The following is a 17,672-nucleotide window of genomic DNA, read 5'->3' as shown; positions in this document are numbered from 1 at the left end:
TTATATATACTCTTTTCAAATATATTGTATCTCAAGATGAAAGCCCTGTCAAGAAATATGTGTAAAAATTTTATATATAAAAAACTCCTAGTAAAAACTAGAAGTTTAGAGGATGTAGCATCAGCTATTTCACAGAAATTTATATTTTAAAGATAAACTAGAATCATGATTTATAATCTAGAATATTGTCTCTTATGCCATCTAGTAAAGGGATAAACCCTGTAAAATCAAATTTCGTATAATTCTTTAGAACATGCTTTGAAAGAATCTCTTTTCCGTAATGATCATCACCACCACTTTTGGAGAATGTTTTCCCATTTAAAATGGGTGGCAAATTACGTGACAATAATAGGTCTTCAATTTCAGAGGAATTTCCATTATTTCTATTGGATAATAACGGCGTTGCCATTATGTACAAATTATCTTTTTTGGTAATCCTATTAAATGATGTGCCTCTAACTTGATCTAGATTATTGCTATTAACTTTTAAATCAACAGCATGGTTACAAAATTTAAAAAGGGGATTATCCGAAGGCTCATTATCAAATAAAAAAATAGTAGGATTTTTAGGTTTTCTTGTTGTTAAATTAGAAAAATACTCTATATAATTAGGATACAGTTCCTTGTAGATATCTTTTCCATCATTTGTTGTAGGAAAACGCTGTTTAAAAAAATTTGGAGGTATATGATTAGAAAAATAATTATACCAAAATTTAAAACCTTCTCCCCCTTCTGGAACATTAAAAAGATATTCTATCGTATTAGTATGATTCAGAAATTCAATTTTAAATGTAAACTTATTACCATCTTTTTCAATAAGTTCTGGATATTTTTGATAAAGATGTTTTAAAGCTGCTTTAATATATCGTGGATCAGTTTTTCCCTCTGTTATAATTATAGGTTTATCATTTCCGAAAAAATATTTATAAAACAGAAATTTTTTATATTCTTTTTCTTTGGAATTAAATAAAGACATATAAACTTCTTTTTCGTTTTCTGGGATACTGTAGAACTCTTTAGGTAAATTATATGTATTATGTTTTTTATTATCGAATAATTCTTTTTGTAAATCTTTATTATAAAAGATATACTTCCAATAATATTTCGACTCAGATTTTCTTGATGAGTTTCTTCCTAATAAATATTTTTGTGAATCTAGATTATTTTGTATTAAAGATTTTTTATAAAGTAGGTAGTTGTTGTATTGATCTATTTGAAAAATAAAAGCAAATCGTCCCGTTAATTGATTTAGGGTTCCTAGTTTTTTATCTATTTCAAAAGTACCATCTTTGTATAATTGAAAGGCCATTGCGCGAGTATTTTTTATGTACTCTCTTTTCACATTTATCTTTTTGTTAACAACTAGTCCAGTAACTTCTTGGCGTTGCATGTTATTACTCAATCGTGTTTTTTGGGGATTGATTTCAAAACCAGATGAGATAATCAACTCCTCTAATTCAGCTAAAAAGTTTTCTAACTCTTTGCTTTCTCTCGATTTATTAGAGTTTAATTCACGATTTGTTGAAAAAGTCATATCATCGGCATATCTGGAATATGTAAAACGATATTTTTTTGCAATTTTGACAATCCGATAATCTAAAATTCTAGTAATTAAATTTGTGATGATGGGAGAAGAAGGAGCTCCCTGAGGTAACTTATCTTGGTAACATGCAATTTGAGCGATTACTGTAGCAATTTTTGGTGAAACATCAAAATCCCTGTCTTTTATAAAGAAGCCTCTTACTCTTCCAAAATTAAAAGAATCAAAATAGTTTTTCAAGTCAATGTTCAGAATGTATTTCTTGTTTCGATGCATCTGAGAGTTAGTAATAATGCTTTTCCCCTTTTCAAATGCGTGAGACAGAACAGGATTTTTTTCTTTAGGTTTGAATTCTAAAACTTCTAGAAAACACTCCCATAAAACATTGGCTAAATTATTTTCTATATAATTAAAATTTAAACATTTAAGATAGCATTCCCATAAGATAGCAGCCAATCTTTCCTGAAGAGTTTTTTTAGATTCTATGCTTTCAAGGTGACATTCCCATAAAACATCAGCTAATTTTTTCTGAAGAAATTTTAGCTCTTTTTTAGGTGCATGTATAACTCTCTCTCCACCATTTTTTTTAGGAATTGTGAAAGAGTCGTACAAATTATCTGTTTTTATAATGTATAATAAATAGTTAATGTATCTGGCGTTTTTAAAACCAAGAAGCCTTGCAAAGTCATCCTTGGTTTTGGTTTCTAACTGATTTAATTTAGTCATTATCTCATCCTTAATAAAAAAGCGCATGAAAACTCTTATGCGAACGACAGTATAGAAATCTTCCTTCAGCAGAGATAAAACATACTGCAACTTTTTCCAGAAGAAATCTAATGCCTTAGTTTTGGGATTACTGGAGTGAGCTGGACACTCTGGTAACATTTTTGTTAATACTTGCGAACACACAAGTCAAAAATCTAATCATGCGCAATTACATTCTATCACAAAACAACCTGTTAATCTATAATTAAGACATCTTAGACTATAAATTTTTATCAACACCTCAAAAAAGCCAGACAGAGTCTGGCTTTGCATTGTTTATATCTGAGGAGTATTTTAGAATAATTAAAGTATCTTATCCGCCCGATCCACCATAAAGAGTGAGATGGTCATGATGATATCGATGACTAGAAGAGCAAGGACAGCTGGAATCCAAGATTGGAAAAGTTCAAAACTATAACCAAACAAGGCAGGTCCAAAAGCTGCTAAGATGTAGCCTCCTGTTTGCGCTAGTCCTGATAGCTGAGCTGTTTTTTCAGGAGAACTGGTTTTAAGTGAAAAGCAAACCATGAGGTAGGGGAAGAGGGCACTGCAGGCCGTTCCAATCAAGAGATGGACAACTAACCAGTAGAGGAAATTATTGGTTGGATACAAGAGCATGGCAATTCCTGTCATCCCAGAGAAGGAAATGATTGCCAGCATGATTCGACGGTGATCATCTGACAGACGAGTCGTCAGACTTGGAACAGTCATTGAAAAAGGAATACTGATCAGCGAGAAGATAGAAGCCAGAAGAGCCGCATCACTATTAGAAAGACCAGCACTAACAGCCATAGTTGGCAACCAGGTCATACTTGTATAAAAGAGCAAGGACTGAAGCCCACCAAATATAATGATAGCCCAGACATCTTTACTTTTTAGAATATTCTCTTTGACTTGCTTTTCTTTTTGGCTTTCTAGGTGGTGGTTGTGGCGATGATTTGGCAACCAGACTAGCAGAGTGACCAGACAGAGAAAGCTGAGAACGAGGATGAGGCCTTTCCAAGAACTATCTTGGGTGATAGGGACGGATAGATAAGAAGCGATGGCCGTTGAAACCCCCATGGCAGTGACATAGAGAGTTGTTAGGAGACTGATCTTTTGAGGCTGATTTGCCTGGATCATACTTGGGAGGAGTACATTGAAAATGGCGATGCTCGCTCCGATGATCAGAGTTCCTAGATAGAGAAGAGGAAGATTGAAAATCCGAATGACAGAGCCAACAGTTAAGAGGAGGAGACAGTAAGTGAAGAGATGTTCTAATCCGATTTTTTGTGCCAAGCGGCTCGCAAAAGCAGAGAAAAAAGCAAACATCAAGAGAGGAAGGCTGGTTAAAATCCCAAGAGAACTAACCTCAACTCCTAGTCCCTGAGCGATATCTCCTAAAATAGTTGGAAGAGCAGTAAAAGGAGATCGTAAAACGGTCCCGATTAAGACAATTCCTAGGATAAACAAGAGTGATTGTTTTTTCATAAAAACCTCGAATGGATGATTTTAATAACAGCTTATTTTAAGGTTTTTTTCTTATAATGTCAAGGAGAGGACTGCTAAGAAAGCTAGAACGATTTAACTGAAAATAGAGTGAAAGGGGACAGATTTCTTTACCAGAATTTTTCTTGATTTGAGATAAAAATAGGAAACTAGGAAATTTTGTGATAAAATAGTGGAAGGAAATCTATAAATTGGAGAAAAACTGTGTCTGAAAAGCAAAAAATCAGCGTCTTGATGTCGGTCTATGTAAAGGAAAATCCGACATTTTTGAGAGATGCTATCAAGAGTATTCAAAACCAGACCTTGAAACCAAGTGAGCTTGTTCTTGTTGAGGACGGGCCGCTCACGCCCGAACTCTATCAGGTGCTAGATGAAGTGGAAGCGCAGTCAGAGATTCCAGTTAAGCGTTGCCCCTTAGAAGAAAATCAAGGTTTGGGTTTGGCTCTTCGATACGGTGTTTTACAGTGTCAGTACGATATCATCGCTCGCATGGATACAGATGATATAGCGGTAGCTGACCGCTTTGAAAAGCAAGTCCAACTAATGGAGCAGGAAAATCTTGACCTCTTAGGTGGACATATTGCAGAATTTATTGACAATCCTGACGAGATTGTTTCTTACCGTCGTGTTCCTACTCAGCACGCAGACATTGTAGCTTACCAAAGGATGAGAAGTGCCTTTAACCACATGACAGTCATGTTCAAAAAGGACATGGTCCTCAAGGCGGGCAACTACGAAGATGGGCTTTATATGGAAGATGATCTCCTCTGGCTCAATATGATTGCCGCAGGTGCCAAGACTGGAAACCTCGATCAGATCTTGTGTCAGGTTCGTGTCGGTGCAGGGATGTTTGAACGTCGAGGCGGTCTGCGCTACCTCAGACTCTATCGTCAAGCTCGTCAGCGCATGCTTGAAAGAGGGCAAATTTCCTACATGGAATATGCGAAAAGCATTGCCATTCAGGCGATTGTGGCACTTTGCCCAGGTTTTGTACGTCAGTTTATTTTTGTGAAATTATTAAGAAAAAATAAATAGTATTGTAAAAGATAAAATAGCCAAAAAATGTTATAATGACAGTATATTTATTTGCATTCTTTTAAGAAAGAGTAAATTCCTATGAATAAAAAACTAACAGATTATGTAATTGATCTGGTTGAAATTTTAAATAAACAGCAAAAGCAGGTGTTCTGGGGTGTATTTGATATTATTAGTATGGTGGTTTCCATCATCGTGTCTTACATTCTCTTTTATGGCTTGATTAACCCAGCGCCTGTGGACTATGTTATCTATACTGGTTTGGCTTTCCTCTTCTATCAAATCATGATTGGATTTTGGGGGCTCAATGCTAGTATCAGTCGCTATAGTAAAATCACAGATTTCTTAAAAATCTTTTTTGGCGTAACCGTCAGCAGCATTGTCTCTTACGGACTTTGCTACGCCTTTCTTCCTCTATTTTCTATCCGATTCATCATACTCTTTATCTTATTGAGTACTTTCCTCATCTTGCTCCCTCGTATCACTTGGCAGCTGATTTATTCTAAGCGCAAGCAGGGTAGTGGGGAGGGCGAACACCGCCGTACCTTCTTGATTGGTGCTGGTGATGGTGGGGCCCTCTTTATGAACAGCTACCAACACCCAACTAGTGACCTTGAGTTAGTGGGAATTTTGGATAATGATGAAAAGAAAAAAGGGCAAAAACTAGGTGGAATTTCCGTTTTGGGTTCTTATGATAATCTGCCTGAATTGGCCAAACGTCACCAAATCGAGCGCGTCATCGTAGCCATCCCTTCGCTTGATCCGTCAGAGTACGAACGTATCCTGCAGATGTGTAATAAACTCGGTATCAAATGTTACAAGATGCCCAAGGTTGAGACAGTTGTTCAGGGACTTCACCAATCAGGTAGTGGCTTCCAGAAAATTGACATCACAGACCTTTTGGGGCGTCAGGAAATTCGTCTCGACGAATCCCGTCTTGGTGCAGAGCTTACAGGCAAGACTATCTTGGTGACAGGAGCCGGCGGTTCGATTGGTTCGGAGATTTGTCGTCAGGTTAGTCGCTTCAATCCTGAACGCGTGATTTTGCTTGGACATGGCGAAAATTCCATCTACCTCGTTTATCATGAATTGATCCGTACATTCCAAGGGATTGATTATGTTCCTGTTATTGCAGATATTCAGGATTATGACCGTCTCTTGCAGGTGTTTGAACAGTACAAACCAGCCATTGTCTACCATGCTGCTGCCCACAAGCACGTTCCGATGATGGAACGCAATCCAAAAGAAGCCTTCAAGAACAATATCCTCGGAACCTACAATGTTGCCAAGGCTGTTGATGTAGCCAAAGTACCTAAGATGGTTATGATTTCGACAGACAAGGCGGTCAATCCACCGAATGTTATGGGTGCAACCAAGCGCGTGGCAGAGTTGATTGTCACTGGCTTTAACCAACGTAGCAAATCAACCTACTGTGCAGTCCGTTTTGGGAATGTTCTCGGGAGCCGTGGTAGCGTGATTCCTGTCTTTGAACGTCAGATTGCTGAAGGCGGCCCTGTAACGGTGACAGACTTCCGTATGACACGTTACTTCATGACTATTCCAGAGGCTAGCCGTCTAGTAATCCATGCTGGGGCTTATGCCAAGGACGGAGAAGTCTTTATTCTTGACATGGGCAAACCAGTCAAGATCTATGATTTGGCTAAGAAAATGGTGCTTCTAAGCGGGCACACAGAAAGTGAAATTTCAATCGTTGAGGTCGGTATTCGTCCGGGTGAAAAACTCTATGAGGAACTCTTGGTTTCGACCGAATTGGTTGATAACCAAGTTATGGACAAGATTTTCGTTGGTAAGGTAAATGTCATGCCACTAGAAGCCATCAATCAGAAAATTGAGGAGTTCCGTTCACTCAGTGGGGATGAGCTCAAAGAAGCAATCATTTCCTTTGCAAATGAAACAACTCATGCTGAGTAAGAGTGACTCATACAATTAAATATAAATCAAAGACCAAGGTTTTGTATAGACAGAACCTTGGTCTTTTTACTCTGTAGTTTGAAGCTATTAGCTTGTTATAGCTGGCTAATGATATCGTCAATGGTACGGGCAATCCAGTCAGGTTGATAGCTGAGTAAATCAGCCTCTTCTCCAAATCCCCAAGTAACAGCAAACTTTTTAATACCAGTTTCTTGGGCTCCGATCATATCAAACTTGGTATCCCCAATGATGAGGACTTGGTCTGCAGGGAGTTGATGCGTTTGCAAGGCGTAACGGATGACATCCGCCTTGTGTGGCGTTTCAGGACTAGAACCGTAAATGCCATCAAAGAAATGATGGATTCCCAGATTTTTAGTCATATCATGAGCAGTAGGAGTATTCTTTGTTGTAGTGATGTAGAGAGGGTAGTTTTGTGAAAGTTCTTGGAGTAATTCCGTTATTTGGGGGAAGAGTTGGGCTTCGTGAATCCCTTTTTTCTTGTAGTAAGAACGATAGATTTGAACAGCTTCCGAGATTTGTTCCTTGGGAAGACATGTTGCAAAACTACTTTCAAGGGGCGGTCCCATAAAACCACGAATGGTTTTGGCATCAGGGCTTGGAACTCCTAGCTCTTTAAAGGTATGGGTAAAGGCATTGTGGATCCCGAGGGAACTGTCAACCAGGGTTCCGTCTAGATCAAAAAAGATTGCTGAGATAGAGGGCATACTTTCTCCTAATAGATGAGTTTATTCTCCAAAGATTTCTTTTTGTAGGCGGCGACCAGTAGGTGTAGCGGCGAGTCCACCCTCGGCCGTTTCACGAAAGGCAGTTGGGAGGCTTGATCCGACTTGGTACATGGCATCGATGACTTCGTCAACAGGGATCTTAGACTCGATACCTGCCAAGGCCATGTCTGCTGCGATAAAGGCAAAGCTGGCTCCCATGGCATTGCGCTTAACACAGGGAACTTCAACCAAACCTGCGACGGGGTCGCAGATGAGGCCTAGCATATTTTTAATGACAAAGGCGATGGCTTGACTAGCCTGATAGGGGGTTCCACCTGCAGCCAAGGTCAAGGCTGCGGCACTCATGGCAGAGGCAGAGCCAACCTCGGCCTGGCAGCCACCTTCAGCACCTGAGATAGAAGCGTTGTTTGCGATGACTAGTCCAAAGGCACCCGCAGCAAAGAGGAAATCCAGCTGTTCTTCGTGGCTAAGATCTAATTTTTGGATAGCAGCAGTGAGAACGGCTGGCAGACAGCCGGCACTTCCTGCGGTTGGGGTGGCGCAGACCAAGCCCATCTTCGCATTGTGTTCATTGACCGCAATGGCATTTCGGGCTGCTGATAGGATGGTAAAGTCTGACAAGGCCTTGCCACTTTTGAGATGGCGGTCTAGTTTGGCCGCGTCTCCACCCGTTAAGCCACTACGGGATTTATTTTCACTGAGGCCGAGCTCGACAGAGGCTTTCATGACTTCTAGATTGCGTTCCATGAGGAGGAGAACTTCTGCACGTTCCCGACCGGTTAGTTGATATTCTGTCGCAATCATGAGTTCTGCGACATTTCCTTGGAAGTCTAGATCCGCTTGCTCGACCAATTCTTTGATAGAATAAAACATGTTTCCTCCTACTTAAAGAAATTGACATTGTGGAGATGAGGGATTTTTCGGATTTCTTCAATCGCCTCTTCGCAACTTCGACTATCGACTTCGATAATCATGATGGCTTTTTCTCCAGCTTTTTCTCGAGTCACATTCATCTGCGCGATGTTGATATCAAAACGAGAGAGGGCTTCAGTAACATGGGCAATCATACCTGGAACATCTTGATGCACGATGATAATGGTTGGTGTGTTCATGTTGAGAGAGACAGCAAAGCCGTTAAGTTCCGTAACCTGGATATTTCCCCCACCGATGGAAATTCCTGTCACACTGATGGACTTGTGTTCATTTTTCACAGTAATTTTAGTGGTATTAGGATGAGGAGCGTTGCTATCTTTCTGAATGGTCCAGACAATCTTAATACCACGTTTATGGGCAATCTCTAGGCTATTTGGAATGTCGGGATCGTCCGTATCCATACCTAATATACCAGCGACGAGAGCAAGGTCAGTTCCATGACCACGGTAGGTTTTGGCAAATGAATTAAATAGTTGGAATTCCACCTCTGTCGGTCTATCACCAAAGATAGAAGACACGATTTTTCCGATACGAACCGCCCCAGCTGTATGACTACTTGATGGGCCAATCATGACAGGGCCGATGATATCAAAGACAGATTGAAAACGAAGTGAGTGCATCTGTTTCCCCTTACAAAGATTCTTGTTTCTATTATATCAAAGAATGAAGTTCTGTGCTTATTTCCCTTATAAAACTGGAAAAATGGATAAAAATAGTATAAAATCTTGTCTTTTATGACAAAAATATCAATGTTTCAGTAAATATAAAATATTTTTGTAATATTTCTACACGAAACCGTCAAGAAACGGTAATATTCAAACGGTATGATAGAAGCATAGTAAAAAGGAGAATTTTCAGAAATGACATTAACAACTAAAAAAATCAAATCAACTCTTGCAGGGGCAGCAGCCTTGCTTACGTTCTTTGTACCAGCACTTGCTTCTGCGCAAGAAACGGTAACTTACACAGTTAAACCAGGTGACACTCTTTCAGAAATCGCTGAGAAGTACAACACTACTGTTGAAAAATTGGCAGAAAAAAATAAGATTGAAAACATCCACTTAATCTTTGTGGATCAAGTTTTGGTCATCGAAGGAACAGCTCCATCGACAGCAACTGCAACAGATGCAGCTTCTGCGACAACCTATGAAGCACCAGTTGCTACAGAGGAAACAAGCGAAGCTACAACTTATGAAGAAGTTGCTGAAACAACAACTTACGAAGCACCAGCAGCAACTGTTAGCGGATCTGAAGCAGAAGCCAAAGAATGGATCGCTCAAAAAGAATCAGGCGGTAGCTACACAGCTACAAACGGACGTTACATCGGACGTTACCAATTGACAGATTCATACTTGAACGGTGACTACTCAGCTGAAAACCAAGAACGTGTAGCAGATGCTTACGTTGCAGGACGTTACGGTTCATGGACAGCTGCCAAGAACTTCTGGCTTAACAACGGTTGGTATTAAGAACTAATGAACAGAATAGTATAAAAAGTCGGGGAATTTCCTCGACTTTTTTATATTTCCTTCGGTTGATAATAAGTGTCAACTTCTTTTTGGAGATGAGATAGCATGGAGGTTTCATCGGTTAGCTCCAGAAGGGAGAACCCTTTTTGGATAAGTTTAGAAACATCCGTACAAATCCCAATACGGACATAGCAGATAGCAAGCCTATCGTAGCTTTTCTTTTTCTTGGCATCCTCCAGTAAAGTGTAGCAGATTTGTTGGCACATGTTTTTATCTTGATTATATAAGTAAATGGTGGAAAGGTTGAGTAGGATTGCCATTCGCAAGTCATATAAATGTTGATAGTTTTTATAGACTTCTAAGCGTTGCAAGATTTTTCCAGTGATGAGATGGATATGTTCTATAGGAAAGGTAAAGAGAATGGTATTGAGAATTTTTAGGTCACTCTTATACCATGTATCTTGTTTTTCAATTTTTCTCCAAAGTTTCTTGACAACCTGTTCTGCGTGGTCTGATAATTCCCCTGTCCCATGTTGACGGATATAAATAACAACTTCAAGCATGTCGCTGATTTCCTCTATAGGGAGGTCGTGGTGGGTCTTGAGGTAGTCTTGGCATTTTTGAAATAAATTGATAAGTTCACTAGTCCCTAAGATTGAGCTCATATTGAGATAAGTCTGCATGATTTCCGCTCGTTGGCTAGGTTGGTAGAGATGGCAAATATAGTCAAACTCTTCGAAGGTCATATTAATTTGCTGGAGAAGAAATTCCATATTCTCATATTTAGGAGTTGTCTTGCCACTTTCTATTTTTGATAGGCTGGTTCTTGAGAGAACACCCCCACAGACCTCCTCCTGGGTCAGTCCTTTTGACTCACGTATTTCTTTATAGACCTTTCCAAAATCGTAGCGCATGATTTTCTCCTTATTTGTGAAAAAAGTTAACAATAAATTGAAACTGATTAAAAATATTGTATCATAGTAGTATAAAAAGTAAAAAAGAAATCTAAAATAAATTTGTGAAAAAAGGGAATAAATTCTACGACTAAGATGATAAAGTACTAAGGAGGTATCTTTATGAAAAAAATCAGTAATTTCTGTATGTTACTCCTGCTTCTGTGTACCACTTTTTTTGTTTTTAATGTAAACTACACACGAGAAGTAGTTCGGATTCAGGAAATGGGAAAGACAGCGAGTTCTTTGGATGTATACTTGAAAGATGTCAATGAACCTGCAGAATCTGTTCTTCGATTTTTTGAGGATGTATCAAAGGAATACAAAGTCTCTATTATCAAAACAGACAGTGGTGATGAGGTGATCAAGTCTGGTGTTTTTGATAAAGTTACCTTCCCCTACCAAGAGTTCGGGATTTCTTCCCTTGATTTTACAGAAAATGGCGAGGGAGTCTATAGTAATAAAGATCTTTCTAATAAACTTGGTACGATTCCGACCTTTCTAAAAGCCAAGCCTATTCAGCTTATGACTTTTCAAACCTACATCAAAGACACATCTCGTAGTTTAAATGGTCGCTACACAATCAGTTCGACTCAAGAGATGGATAGAGATCAGATTTTACAGAAGTGGAGTGATTTTTTCAAGACAGACCAGACTACCTTGCTAGAGCCAACCTATAAAAGTGCAGTGGAAGTCATAAATCGAGACTTGCTTTTATCTGCTATTGTTTTTGCCTTGGCTATTTTACTTCTTGTCTTAGTGACAGTGTATCAGCCGATGATGGAAATGAAAAGAGTTGGGGTACAAAAGTTACTTGGTTTTCAAGATCGGGCTGTTTTAGCTGATGTTGTGAAAGGCAACCTCTACCTCCTCCTAGGTGGGGTGCTTGTGATCAATCTAGGGGTGTTTTTCTTGCTTGATTATAAGCCGAAAGATTTGTTCCCTATGCTGTGGTTGTCTCATTTTTTGCTTTTGCAACTTTATCTCTTTATCAGTTGGGTGACTTATCTCTTAATCCAAAAAATGACAATCAGCTCTCTACTGAAAGGTTTTTCATCTTTCAAATTTGTCTTGCTCTTTAATTATTTGATGAAAATTGGAACCACCATTTTATTGACGGTTTTACTGATTGGGGTGGGGAAAAGTTTGGAGCAAGAAAACAAAGAGTTGGATTACCAGAAACAGTGGATCAGTCAAGGAAATTATCTGACCTTAGAAACCTTCCAACTCAATGATAACCTGTGGCAAGAGCAGTTGGCAGGCTCAGGGCAAGCAGTGGATTATTTCTATCGATTTTATCGGGATTTGGTAGAAAAAACGCAGGCGGGCTATGTGCAAACTAGTAACCTGCCTATCAAAAATTTTGCCACTGCAGAACAAGTGCAGCAGTATCAACTGGATGATATGCTAACTGTTTACTATGCCAATCGCAATTTTATAAAGAGCAAGGGATTCAAGCTACCCGATACCGGCACTAAAAAAGTTATTTTGATGCCAGCAAGTACGAAAGGTGAAGAAGATAAAAATCAGCTCTTGGGGAAATTAATTGCCTATCTTTCGATGAAGTATGAAGAGCAGCAAAAACGAACGATAGAGGAGATGGATGTCGAGATCGCCTACTATGAAGGTGATTGGTCATTCTTCCCCTATAACGAGAAGCGAAAGGAAAATCTCTACAATCCAATTATTAGCTTAGTCAATGATTCTGATATGATGTGGGATGAAAAAGCCTCCCTGTCAACAACAGGTTTAAATAATCCCATTAAAATTGAAAATACGGCTCAACATCAAAAAGAGATTACAGAGTTAGTTGAGAAATTATCAGATGGGAATTATTTAAAATTTTCATCTATTCAAGCCATTCAACAAGAGAAAGTAGATTCTTATCGAGATGCAGTTCGGAATTTTAACCTACTCTTTGCTTTGTTTGGTCTCCTTAGCATGATGATTTCTTACTTCTTACTAGTAACAACTTTCTTATTGAAGCGAACAGATATTATTACTAAGAAGTTTATGGGGTGGAAATTGATAGATCGGTATCGTTCCTTGCTGGGTCTCCTATTAGCCGTTTATAGCCTTCCTTTTATGGTCTTGCTATTCTTTGCTCATGCTCTTTTTCCACTCTTGCTTTTCGCAGGATTTACATGCTTAGATATTCTGTTTGTACTTTTCTTGGGTTCTAAGATGGAAAAACGAAATGTAGCGCAGTTATTGAAAGGGGATCACTTATGATAAAGTTGGAAAATGTTACGAAAACCATTGGGAAAAAAGTTATTTTGGAGAGCTTATCTCTAAAGATTAACCAAGGAGATTTAGTTGCCATTGTTGGAAAAAGTGGTAGTGGCAAGTCAACCTTGTTAAATCTCTTGGGTTTGATAGATGGCGATTACAGTGGACATTATGAAATATTCGGTCAGAAAAATGTACCTGTTAATTCTGTTAAGTCTCAAGCGATTATCCGCGAACACATTTCCTATCTTTTTCAAAACTTTGCTCTGATTGACAATGAAACGGTAGAGTATAATCTCATGCTTGCTCTAAAGTATGTGAAATTGTCCAAGAAAGACAAAGTCAAAAAGATAGAAGAAATTTTAGAGAGAGTGGGGTTGCCATCAACTCTACATCAGAAGGTTTCAGAGTTATCTGGAGGGGAACAGCAGCGAATCGCAGTTGCTAGAGCCATTTTAAAACCCAGTCAGCTCCTGTTAGCAGACGAACCAACCGGTTCTCTAGATCCTGAAAATCGAGATTTGGTTTTAAACTTTCTCTTAGATATGAACAAGGAAGGGAAAACGGTCATTATCGTTACCCACGATGCCTATGTGGCTCAACAATGCCATCGAGTCATTGAATTGTGAAAGAGAATGTAGGGAGTTCGTTTATCTCTCTGTCGTCTGACATTTAATAGGGTGATTATATTTTTCCAAAAAATGAATAGCATAAATACGCTTAGGGATAACATTTTTATGTAATTTCCCTAAGTTTTTTTGTTTAAAATGAAATAAAATTCAGTTTTGGCTTGACAAATGTTTGTGAGAAGTGTATTATTTATACAATTTAAAAGTATAAAAATAAGAGGAGGTTTTCTATGAATAAAGTGAAGAAGGTGTTGATGACGATGTTTGGTTTGCTTATGTTTCCCTTATTATTTGCTTGTAGTAACACTCAATCCCAAGGTGTTGAAGCCATTAAGGCTAAAGGAAAATTGGTGGTGGCCCTAAATCCAGAGTTTGCTCCATTCGAATACCAGAAATTGGTTGATGGGAAAAATCAGATTGTAGGTTCAGATGTTGAGCTAGCCAAAGCCATCGCAAAGGAACTAGGTGTGGAAGTGGAGTTCTCTCCAATGAGTTTTGACAATGTACTGGCTAGTCTTGATTCAGGTAAAGCCGATCTTGCCATATCAGGCATTTCTAAAACGGAGGAGAGAAGTCAAGTTTACGATTTTTCAATTCCCTACTACACTTCGAAAAATAAGGTGATCGTAAGAAAATCTGAATTAACGAATTACCAATCAGTGAAGGATTTGGCCCAGAAAAAGGTTGGAGCGCAGAAAGGTTCTATCCAGGAAACTCTGGCCAAAGAAACCTTGCAGAATGCTTCTCTCGTTTCACTTCCTAAAAATGGAAATTTGATAACAGATTTGAAATCAGGGCAACTAGATGCGGTTATCTTTGAGGAACCAGTGGCGAAAGGATTTGTAGAGAATAATCCAGACCTAGCCATCGCTGAGTTTGATTTTGACAATGACAAAGAAGATTCCTACGCTGTTGCGATGAAAAAAGACAGTAAAGAATTAAAAGAGGCGGTTGACAAAACTATCCAGAAGTTGAAGGATTCTGGGGAGTTGGACAAATTGATTGACGATGCTTTTAAAGCCTCTATCGAAAAATAGAAAGAAGGAAGAGAAATGAGTAAGGAAAAAGTCATTTTAGCCTATTCAGGTGGATTGGATACATCAGTTGCTATTACATGGTTAAAAAAAGACTATGATGTGATCGCTGTTTGTATGGATGTGGGTGAAGGAAAAGATTTGGAGTTCATCCACGATAAAGCTCTCAAGGTTGGGGCTGTAGAGTCTTATGTCATTGATGTTAAGGAAGAATTTGCTAACGACTATGTTTTAGTGGCCCTTCAGGCTCATGCCTACTATGAACAAAAGTATCCCTTGGTATCTGCTCTGAGTCGCCCTCTTATTTCAAAAAAACTCGTTGAAATAGCTCATCAGACGGGGGCAACTACAATTGCCCATGGTTGTACAGGTAAGGGAAACGACCAAGTTCGGTTTGAAGTCTCTATTGCAGCTTTGGATCCCAATTTAAAGGTAGTTGCACCTGTTCGTGAGTGGAAATGGTCTCGTGAAGAAGAAATCCAATATGCAAAAGAAAACGGCGTTCCAGTTCCAGCTGACCTTGACAATCCTTACTCTGTCGATCAAAACCTTTGGGGACGTGCAAATGAATGTGGTGTCTTAGAAAATCCTTGGAACCAAGCGCCAGAAGAAGCATTTGGAATCACATCTTCACCAGAAGAGGCGCCAGACAGTCCAGAATTTATTGATATTGAGTTTAGCTGTGGGGTGCCCATCTCTCTCAATGGTGAGAAGATGAAAGTGGCGGATTTGATTCAAAAGCTAAATGAAATTGCTGGCAAACACGGTGTCGGTCGTATTGACCATGTGGAAAATCGCCTAGTCGGTATTAAGTCAAGAGAGATTTATGAGTGCCCAGGGGCTGTGACTTTATTGGCAGCCCATAAGGAGATTGAGGACTTGACTCTTGTGAGAGAAGTGGCTCATTTCAAACCTATTATCGAAAATGAGTTGTCCAATCTCATCTATAATGCCTTGTGGTTTAGCCCAGCAACTCAGGCTTTGATTGCCTATATCAAGGAGACACAGAAAGTTGTCAATGGAACTGCAAAAGTTAAACTCTATAAGGGGAATGCTCAGGTAGTGGCTCGGAAATCTCCAAATTCTCTTTACGATGAAAATTTGGCGACTTATACTAGTGCAGATACCTTTGATCAAGATGCGGCTGTTGGTTTTATCAAACTTTGGGGGCTTCCGACTAAGGTTTATTCAGAAGTTCAGAAAAATGTTGAGTAGTGACGCGATAGAAAGGGACGACAGGATATGCCGAAAAATACAAAATTATGGGGTGGTCGATTCGAAGGCACTGTGGAAGATTGGGTAGAACAGTTCGGTGCGAGTATTTCCTTTGATCACCAGCTGGCAAAATTTGATTTGATGGGTTCCTTAGCTCATGTTCAAATGCTAGGACAGACCGGCATTTTGAGCTCGGAAGAGGCAGAGCAGATCCAAGATGGTCTGCAAGCTTTGTTGCGAGATTTAGAGGCAGGAGAGCTTCACTTTTATATTGCAAATGAAGATATTCATATGAATATGGAAGTGTTGCTGACAGAGAAAATCGGTCCTCTGGCTGGGAAACTGCACACGGCTCGTTCTCGGAATGACCAAGTCGCAACGGATATGCACTTATATCTAAAGGAGCAGCTTGGCCATGTCTTGGATAAGTTGGCGAATCTAAACAGTGTTTTGCTGGATTTGGCTGAAGAACATGTGGAAACCATCATGCCAGGCTATACCCATTTACAGCACGCCCAACCGATTAGTTTTGCCCACCATCTCATGGCTTATTACAATATGTTTCAAAGGGATAGCGAGCGATTTGCATTTAACTTGAAACATACGGACCTATCTCCCCTGGGTGCGGCTGCCTTAGCGGGGACAACTTTTCCAATCGATCGTCAATTATCGAGTGATTTATTGGGCTTCCAACAAGCCTATACCAATTCCTTGGACGCAGTGAGTGACCGTGATTTTATCTTGGAATTTCTGTCAAATGCCAGCATTTTGATGATGCATATGAGTCGTTTTTGTGAGGAAATCATCAATTGGTGCAGTTTTGAGTATCAGTACATTAGCTTGTCTGATAGCTTTTCAACGGGTTCGTCTATCATGCCCCAGAAGAAAAATCCTGATATGGCCGAATTGATTCGAGGGAAGACAGGACGAGTTTACGGGAACTTACTTGGACTATTGACCGTCATGAAGTCTTTACCTCTGGCCTATAATAAGGATTTGCAAGAGGATAAGGAAGGCATGTTTGATACAGTAGACACGATTTTAAATTCTCTGGATGTGTTGGCGGGTATGCTATCGAGCATGCAGGTTAATAAGGCCAAAATGCAGCAATCTACAGAGAATGATTTTTCGAATGCGACCGAACTGGCAGATTATTTGGCTGAAAAAGGCCTCCCTTTTAGAGAAGCTCATGAAATAGTAGGGAAATTGGTTCTAGACTCTATTAAGCATAGTAAAAATATCCAAGATTGGGATTTGGAGGAGTTGCAAGTCTACCATCCCTTGATTGAAGAGGATATTTATATCTACTTGCGCCCAGAAACCGCTGTTCAGAGACGGAATTCCTTGGGAGGAACCGGCTTTGGGCAAGTGAAATACCAGATAGAACAAGCGAAGAAAGAACTTAAAGGGGAAAATTGATTCGTTTGCAAAGTAAGAAAGAGAGGCTGAGATGATTTATCAGCCTCTTTCTTGTCTTCTCCAACCAAGCGTGTTATAATGAATACTGCTCAAGCGACCTTCAATCGTTGAAGCACACACGACCTTCAATCGTGAACTAGTCATTTCGTTTATCTTTTATTACGTCGTTAACTCGAAATGAGATGCAAGCTGAGCTTGTCTGATTTATAACCTCAATCAGTCTCCCAGACTGATTGAGCGAACTCAAGTTATGCCTGCGACTCGTTGCCTATCATATTTTCATTT

Annotated in this window: 14 protein-coding genes; 8 read left to right on the top strand and 6 right to left on the bottom strand. The window is 39.4% G+C overall.

The window, feature by feature from the left end; genetic code table 11:
• Positions 1 to 163: 163 nt before the first annotated feature.
• Positions 164 to 2,266, bottom strand: a complete 2,103-nt coding sequence (locus tag ACVBD2_RS10055; protein ID WP_461685727.1) for a retron Ec67 family RNA-directed DNA polymerase/endonuclease — start codon at positions 2,264 to 2,266, stop codon at positions 164 to 166.
• 342 nt (positions 2,267 to 2,608) lie between these two features.
• Entirely contained in the window at positions 2,609 to 3,775 is a 1,167-nt protein-coding gene (locus ACVBD2_RS10050) for a CynX/NimT family MFS transporter (RefSeq protein ID WP_461685726.1), read from the bottom strand.
• Between the two features lie 222 nt (positions 3,776 to 3,997).
• Here ACVBD2_RS10050 and ACVBD2_RS10045 point away from each other — a divergent pair, with 222 nt between their 5' ends.
• Together ACVBD2_RS10045 and ACVBD2_RS10040 are read left to right on the top strand one after the other, a co-directional pair.
• Positions 3,998 to 4,828, top strand: a complete 831-nt coding sequence (locus tag ACVBD2_RS10045; protein WP_461685725.1) for a glycosyltransferase — start codon at positions 3,998 to 4,000, stop codon at positions 4,826 to 4,828.
• 81 nt (positions 4,829 to 4,909) lie between these two features.
• Positions 4,910 to 6,760: a nucleoside-diphosphate sugar epimerase/dehydratase gene (locus tag ACVBD2_RS10040; protein ID WP_268708984.1), complete on the top strand. Its 1,851-nt coding sequence runs from the start codon at positions 4,910 to 4,912 to the stop codon at positions 6,758 to 6,760.
• A 95-nt stretch (positions 6,761 to 6,855) separates the two neighbouring features.
• Here ACVBD2_RS10040 and ACVBD2_RS10035 read toward each other — a convergent pair whose 3' ends face one another.
• The 3 genes from ACVBD2_RS10035 to sdaAB are packed head-to-tail and all read right to left on the bottom strand — an operon-like array spanning position 6,856 to position 9,059.
• Positions 6,856 to 7,485, bottom strand: a complete 630-nt coding sequence (locus ACVBD2_RS10035; RefSeq protein WP_308697296.1) for an HAD-IA family hydrolase — start codon at positions 7,483 to 7,485, stop codon at positions 6,856 to 6,858.
• A gap of 21 nt (positions 7,486 to 7,506) precedes the next feature.
• The gene (sdaAA, locus tag ACVBD2_RS10030; RefSeq protein ID WP_033584753.1) at positions 7,507 to 8,379 is read right to left on the bottom strand and encodes an L-serine ammonia-lyase, iron-sulfur-dependent, subunit alpha; all 873 of its coding nucleotides are present in this window, start codon (positions 8,377 to 8,379) and stop codon (positions 7,507 to 7,509) included.
• 8 nt (positions 8,380 to 8,387) lie between these two features.
• On the bottom strand, positions 8,388 to 9,059 hold the full coding sequence (gene sdaAB / locus ACVBD2_RS10025) for an L-serine ammonia-lyase, iron-sulfur-dependent subunit beta (protein ID WP_038804696.1): 672 nt from the start codon (positions 9,057 to 9,059) through the stop codon (positions 8,388 to 8,390).
• A gap of 240 nt (positions 9,060 to 9,299) precedes the next feature.
• Here sdaAB and apf point away from each other — a divergent pair, with 240 nt between their 5' ends.
• Complete coding sequence (gene apf, locus ACVBD2_RS10020; RefSeq protein ID WP_461685724.1) at positions 9,300 to 9,908, top strand: aggregation-promoting factor; 609 nt, start codon at positions 9,300 to 9,302, stop codon at positions 9,906 to 9,908.
• 50 nt (positions 9,909 to 9,958) lie between these two features.
• Here apf and ACVBD2_RS10015 read toward each other — a convergent pair whose 3' ends face one another.
• Complete coding sequence (locus tag ACVBD2_RS10015; protein ID WP_461685723.1) at positions 9,959 to 10,822, bottom strand: helix-turn-helix domain-containing protein; 864 nt, start codon at positions 10,820 to 10,822, stop codon at positions 9,959 to 9,961.
• A 162-nt stretch (positions 10,823 to 10,984) separates the two neighbouring features.
• Between ACVBD2_RS10015 and ACVBD2_RS10010 the strand changes: the two genes are divergently transcribed.
• The 5 genes from ACVBD2_RS10010 (at position 10,985) to argH (ending at position 17,387) form a co-directional block, all read left to right on the top strand.
• On the top strand, positions 10,985 to 13,093 hold the full coding sequence (locus ACVBD2_RS10010; protein WP_461685722.1) for a bacteriocin-associated integral membrane family protein: 2,109 nt from the start codon (positions 10,985 to 10,987) through the stop codon (positions 13,091 to 13,093).
• Positions 13,090 to 13,719 carry an ABC transporter ATP-binding protein gene (locus ACVBD2_RS10005; RefSeq protein WP_143990007.1) on the top strand — a complete coding sequence of 210 codons (630 nt, stop codon included), beginning with the start codon at positions 13,090 to 13,092 and terminating at the stop codon, positions 13,717 to 13,719. The genes ACVBD2_RS10010 and ACVBD2_RS10005 overlap by 4 nt, the downstream gene beginning before the upstream one ends.
• Positions 13,720 to 13,949: 230 nt before the next feature.
• Positions 13,950 to 14,756: an ABC transporter substrate-binding protein gene (locus ACVBD2_RS10000; protein ID WP_461685721.1), complete on the top strand. Its 807-nt coding sequence runs from the start codon at positions 13,950 to 13,952 to the stop codon at positions 14,754 to 14,756.
• A 15-nt stretch (positions 14,757 to 14,771) separates the two neighbouring features.
• A complete protein-coding gene (locus ACVBD2_RS09995) occupies positions 14,772 to 15,968 on the top strand; it encodes an argininosuccinate synthase (protein WP_000031908.1) in 1,197 nt (398 codons plus the stop codon).
• Positions 15,969 to 15,995: 27 nt separating this feature from the next.
• Positions 15,996 to 17,387, top strand: a complete 1,392-nt coding sequence (argH, locus tag ACVBD2_RS09990) for an argininosuccinate lyase (RefSeq protein WP_461685720.1) — start codon at positions 15,996 to 15,998, stop codon at positions 17,385 to 17,387.
• Positions 17,388 to 17,672: the final 285 nt, after the last annotated feature.

The organism is Streptococcus sp. KHUD_018, from assembly GCF_054861215.1.
This window is presented reverse-complemented; position numbering and strand designations above follow the sequence as displayed.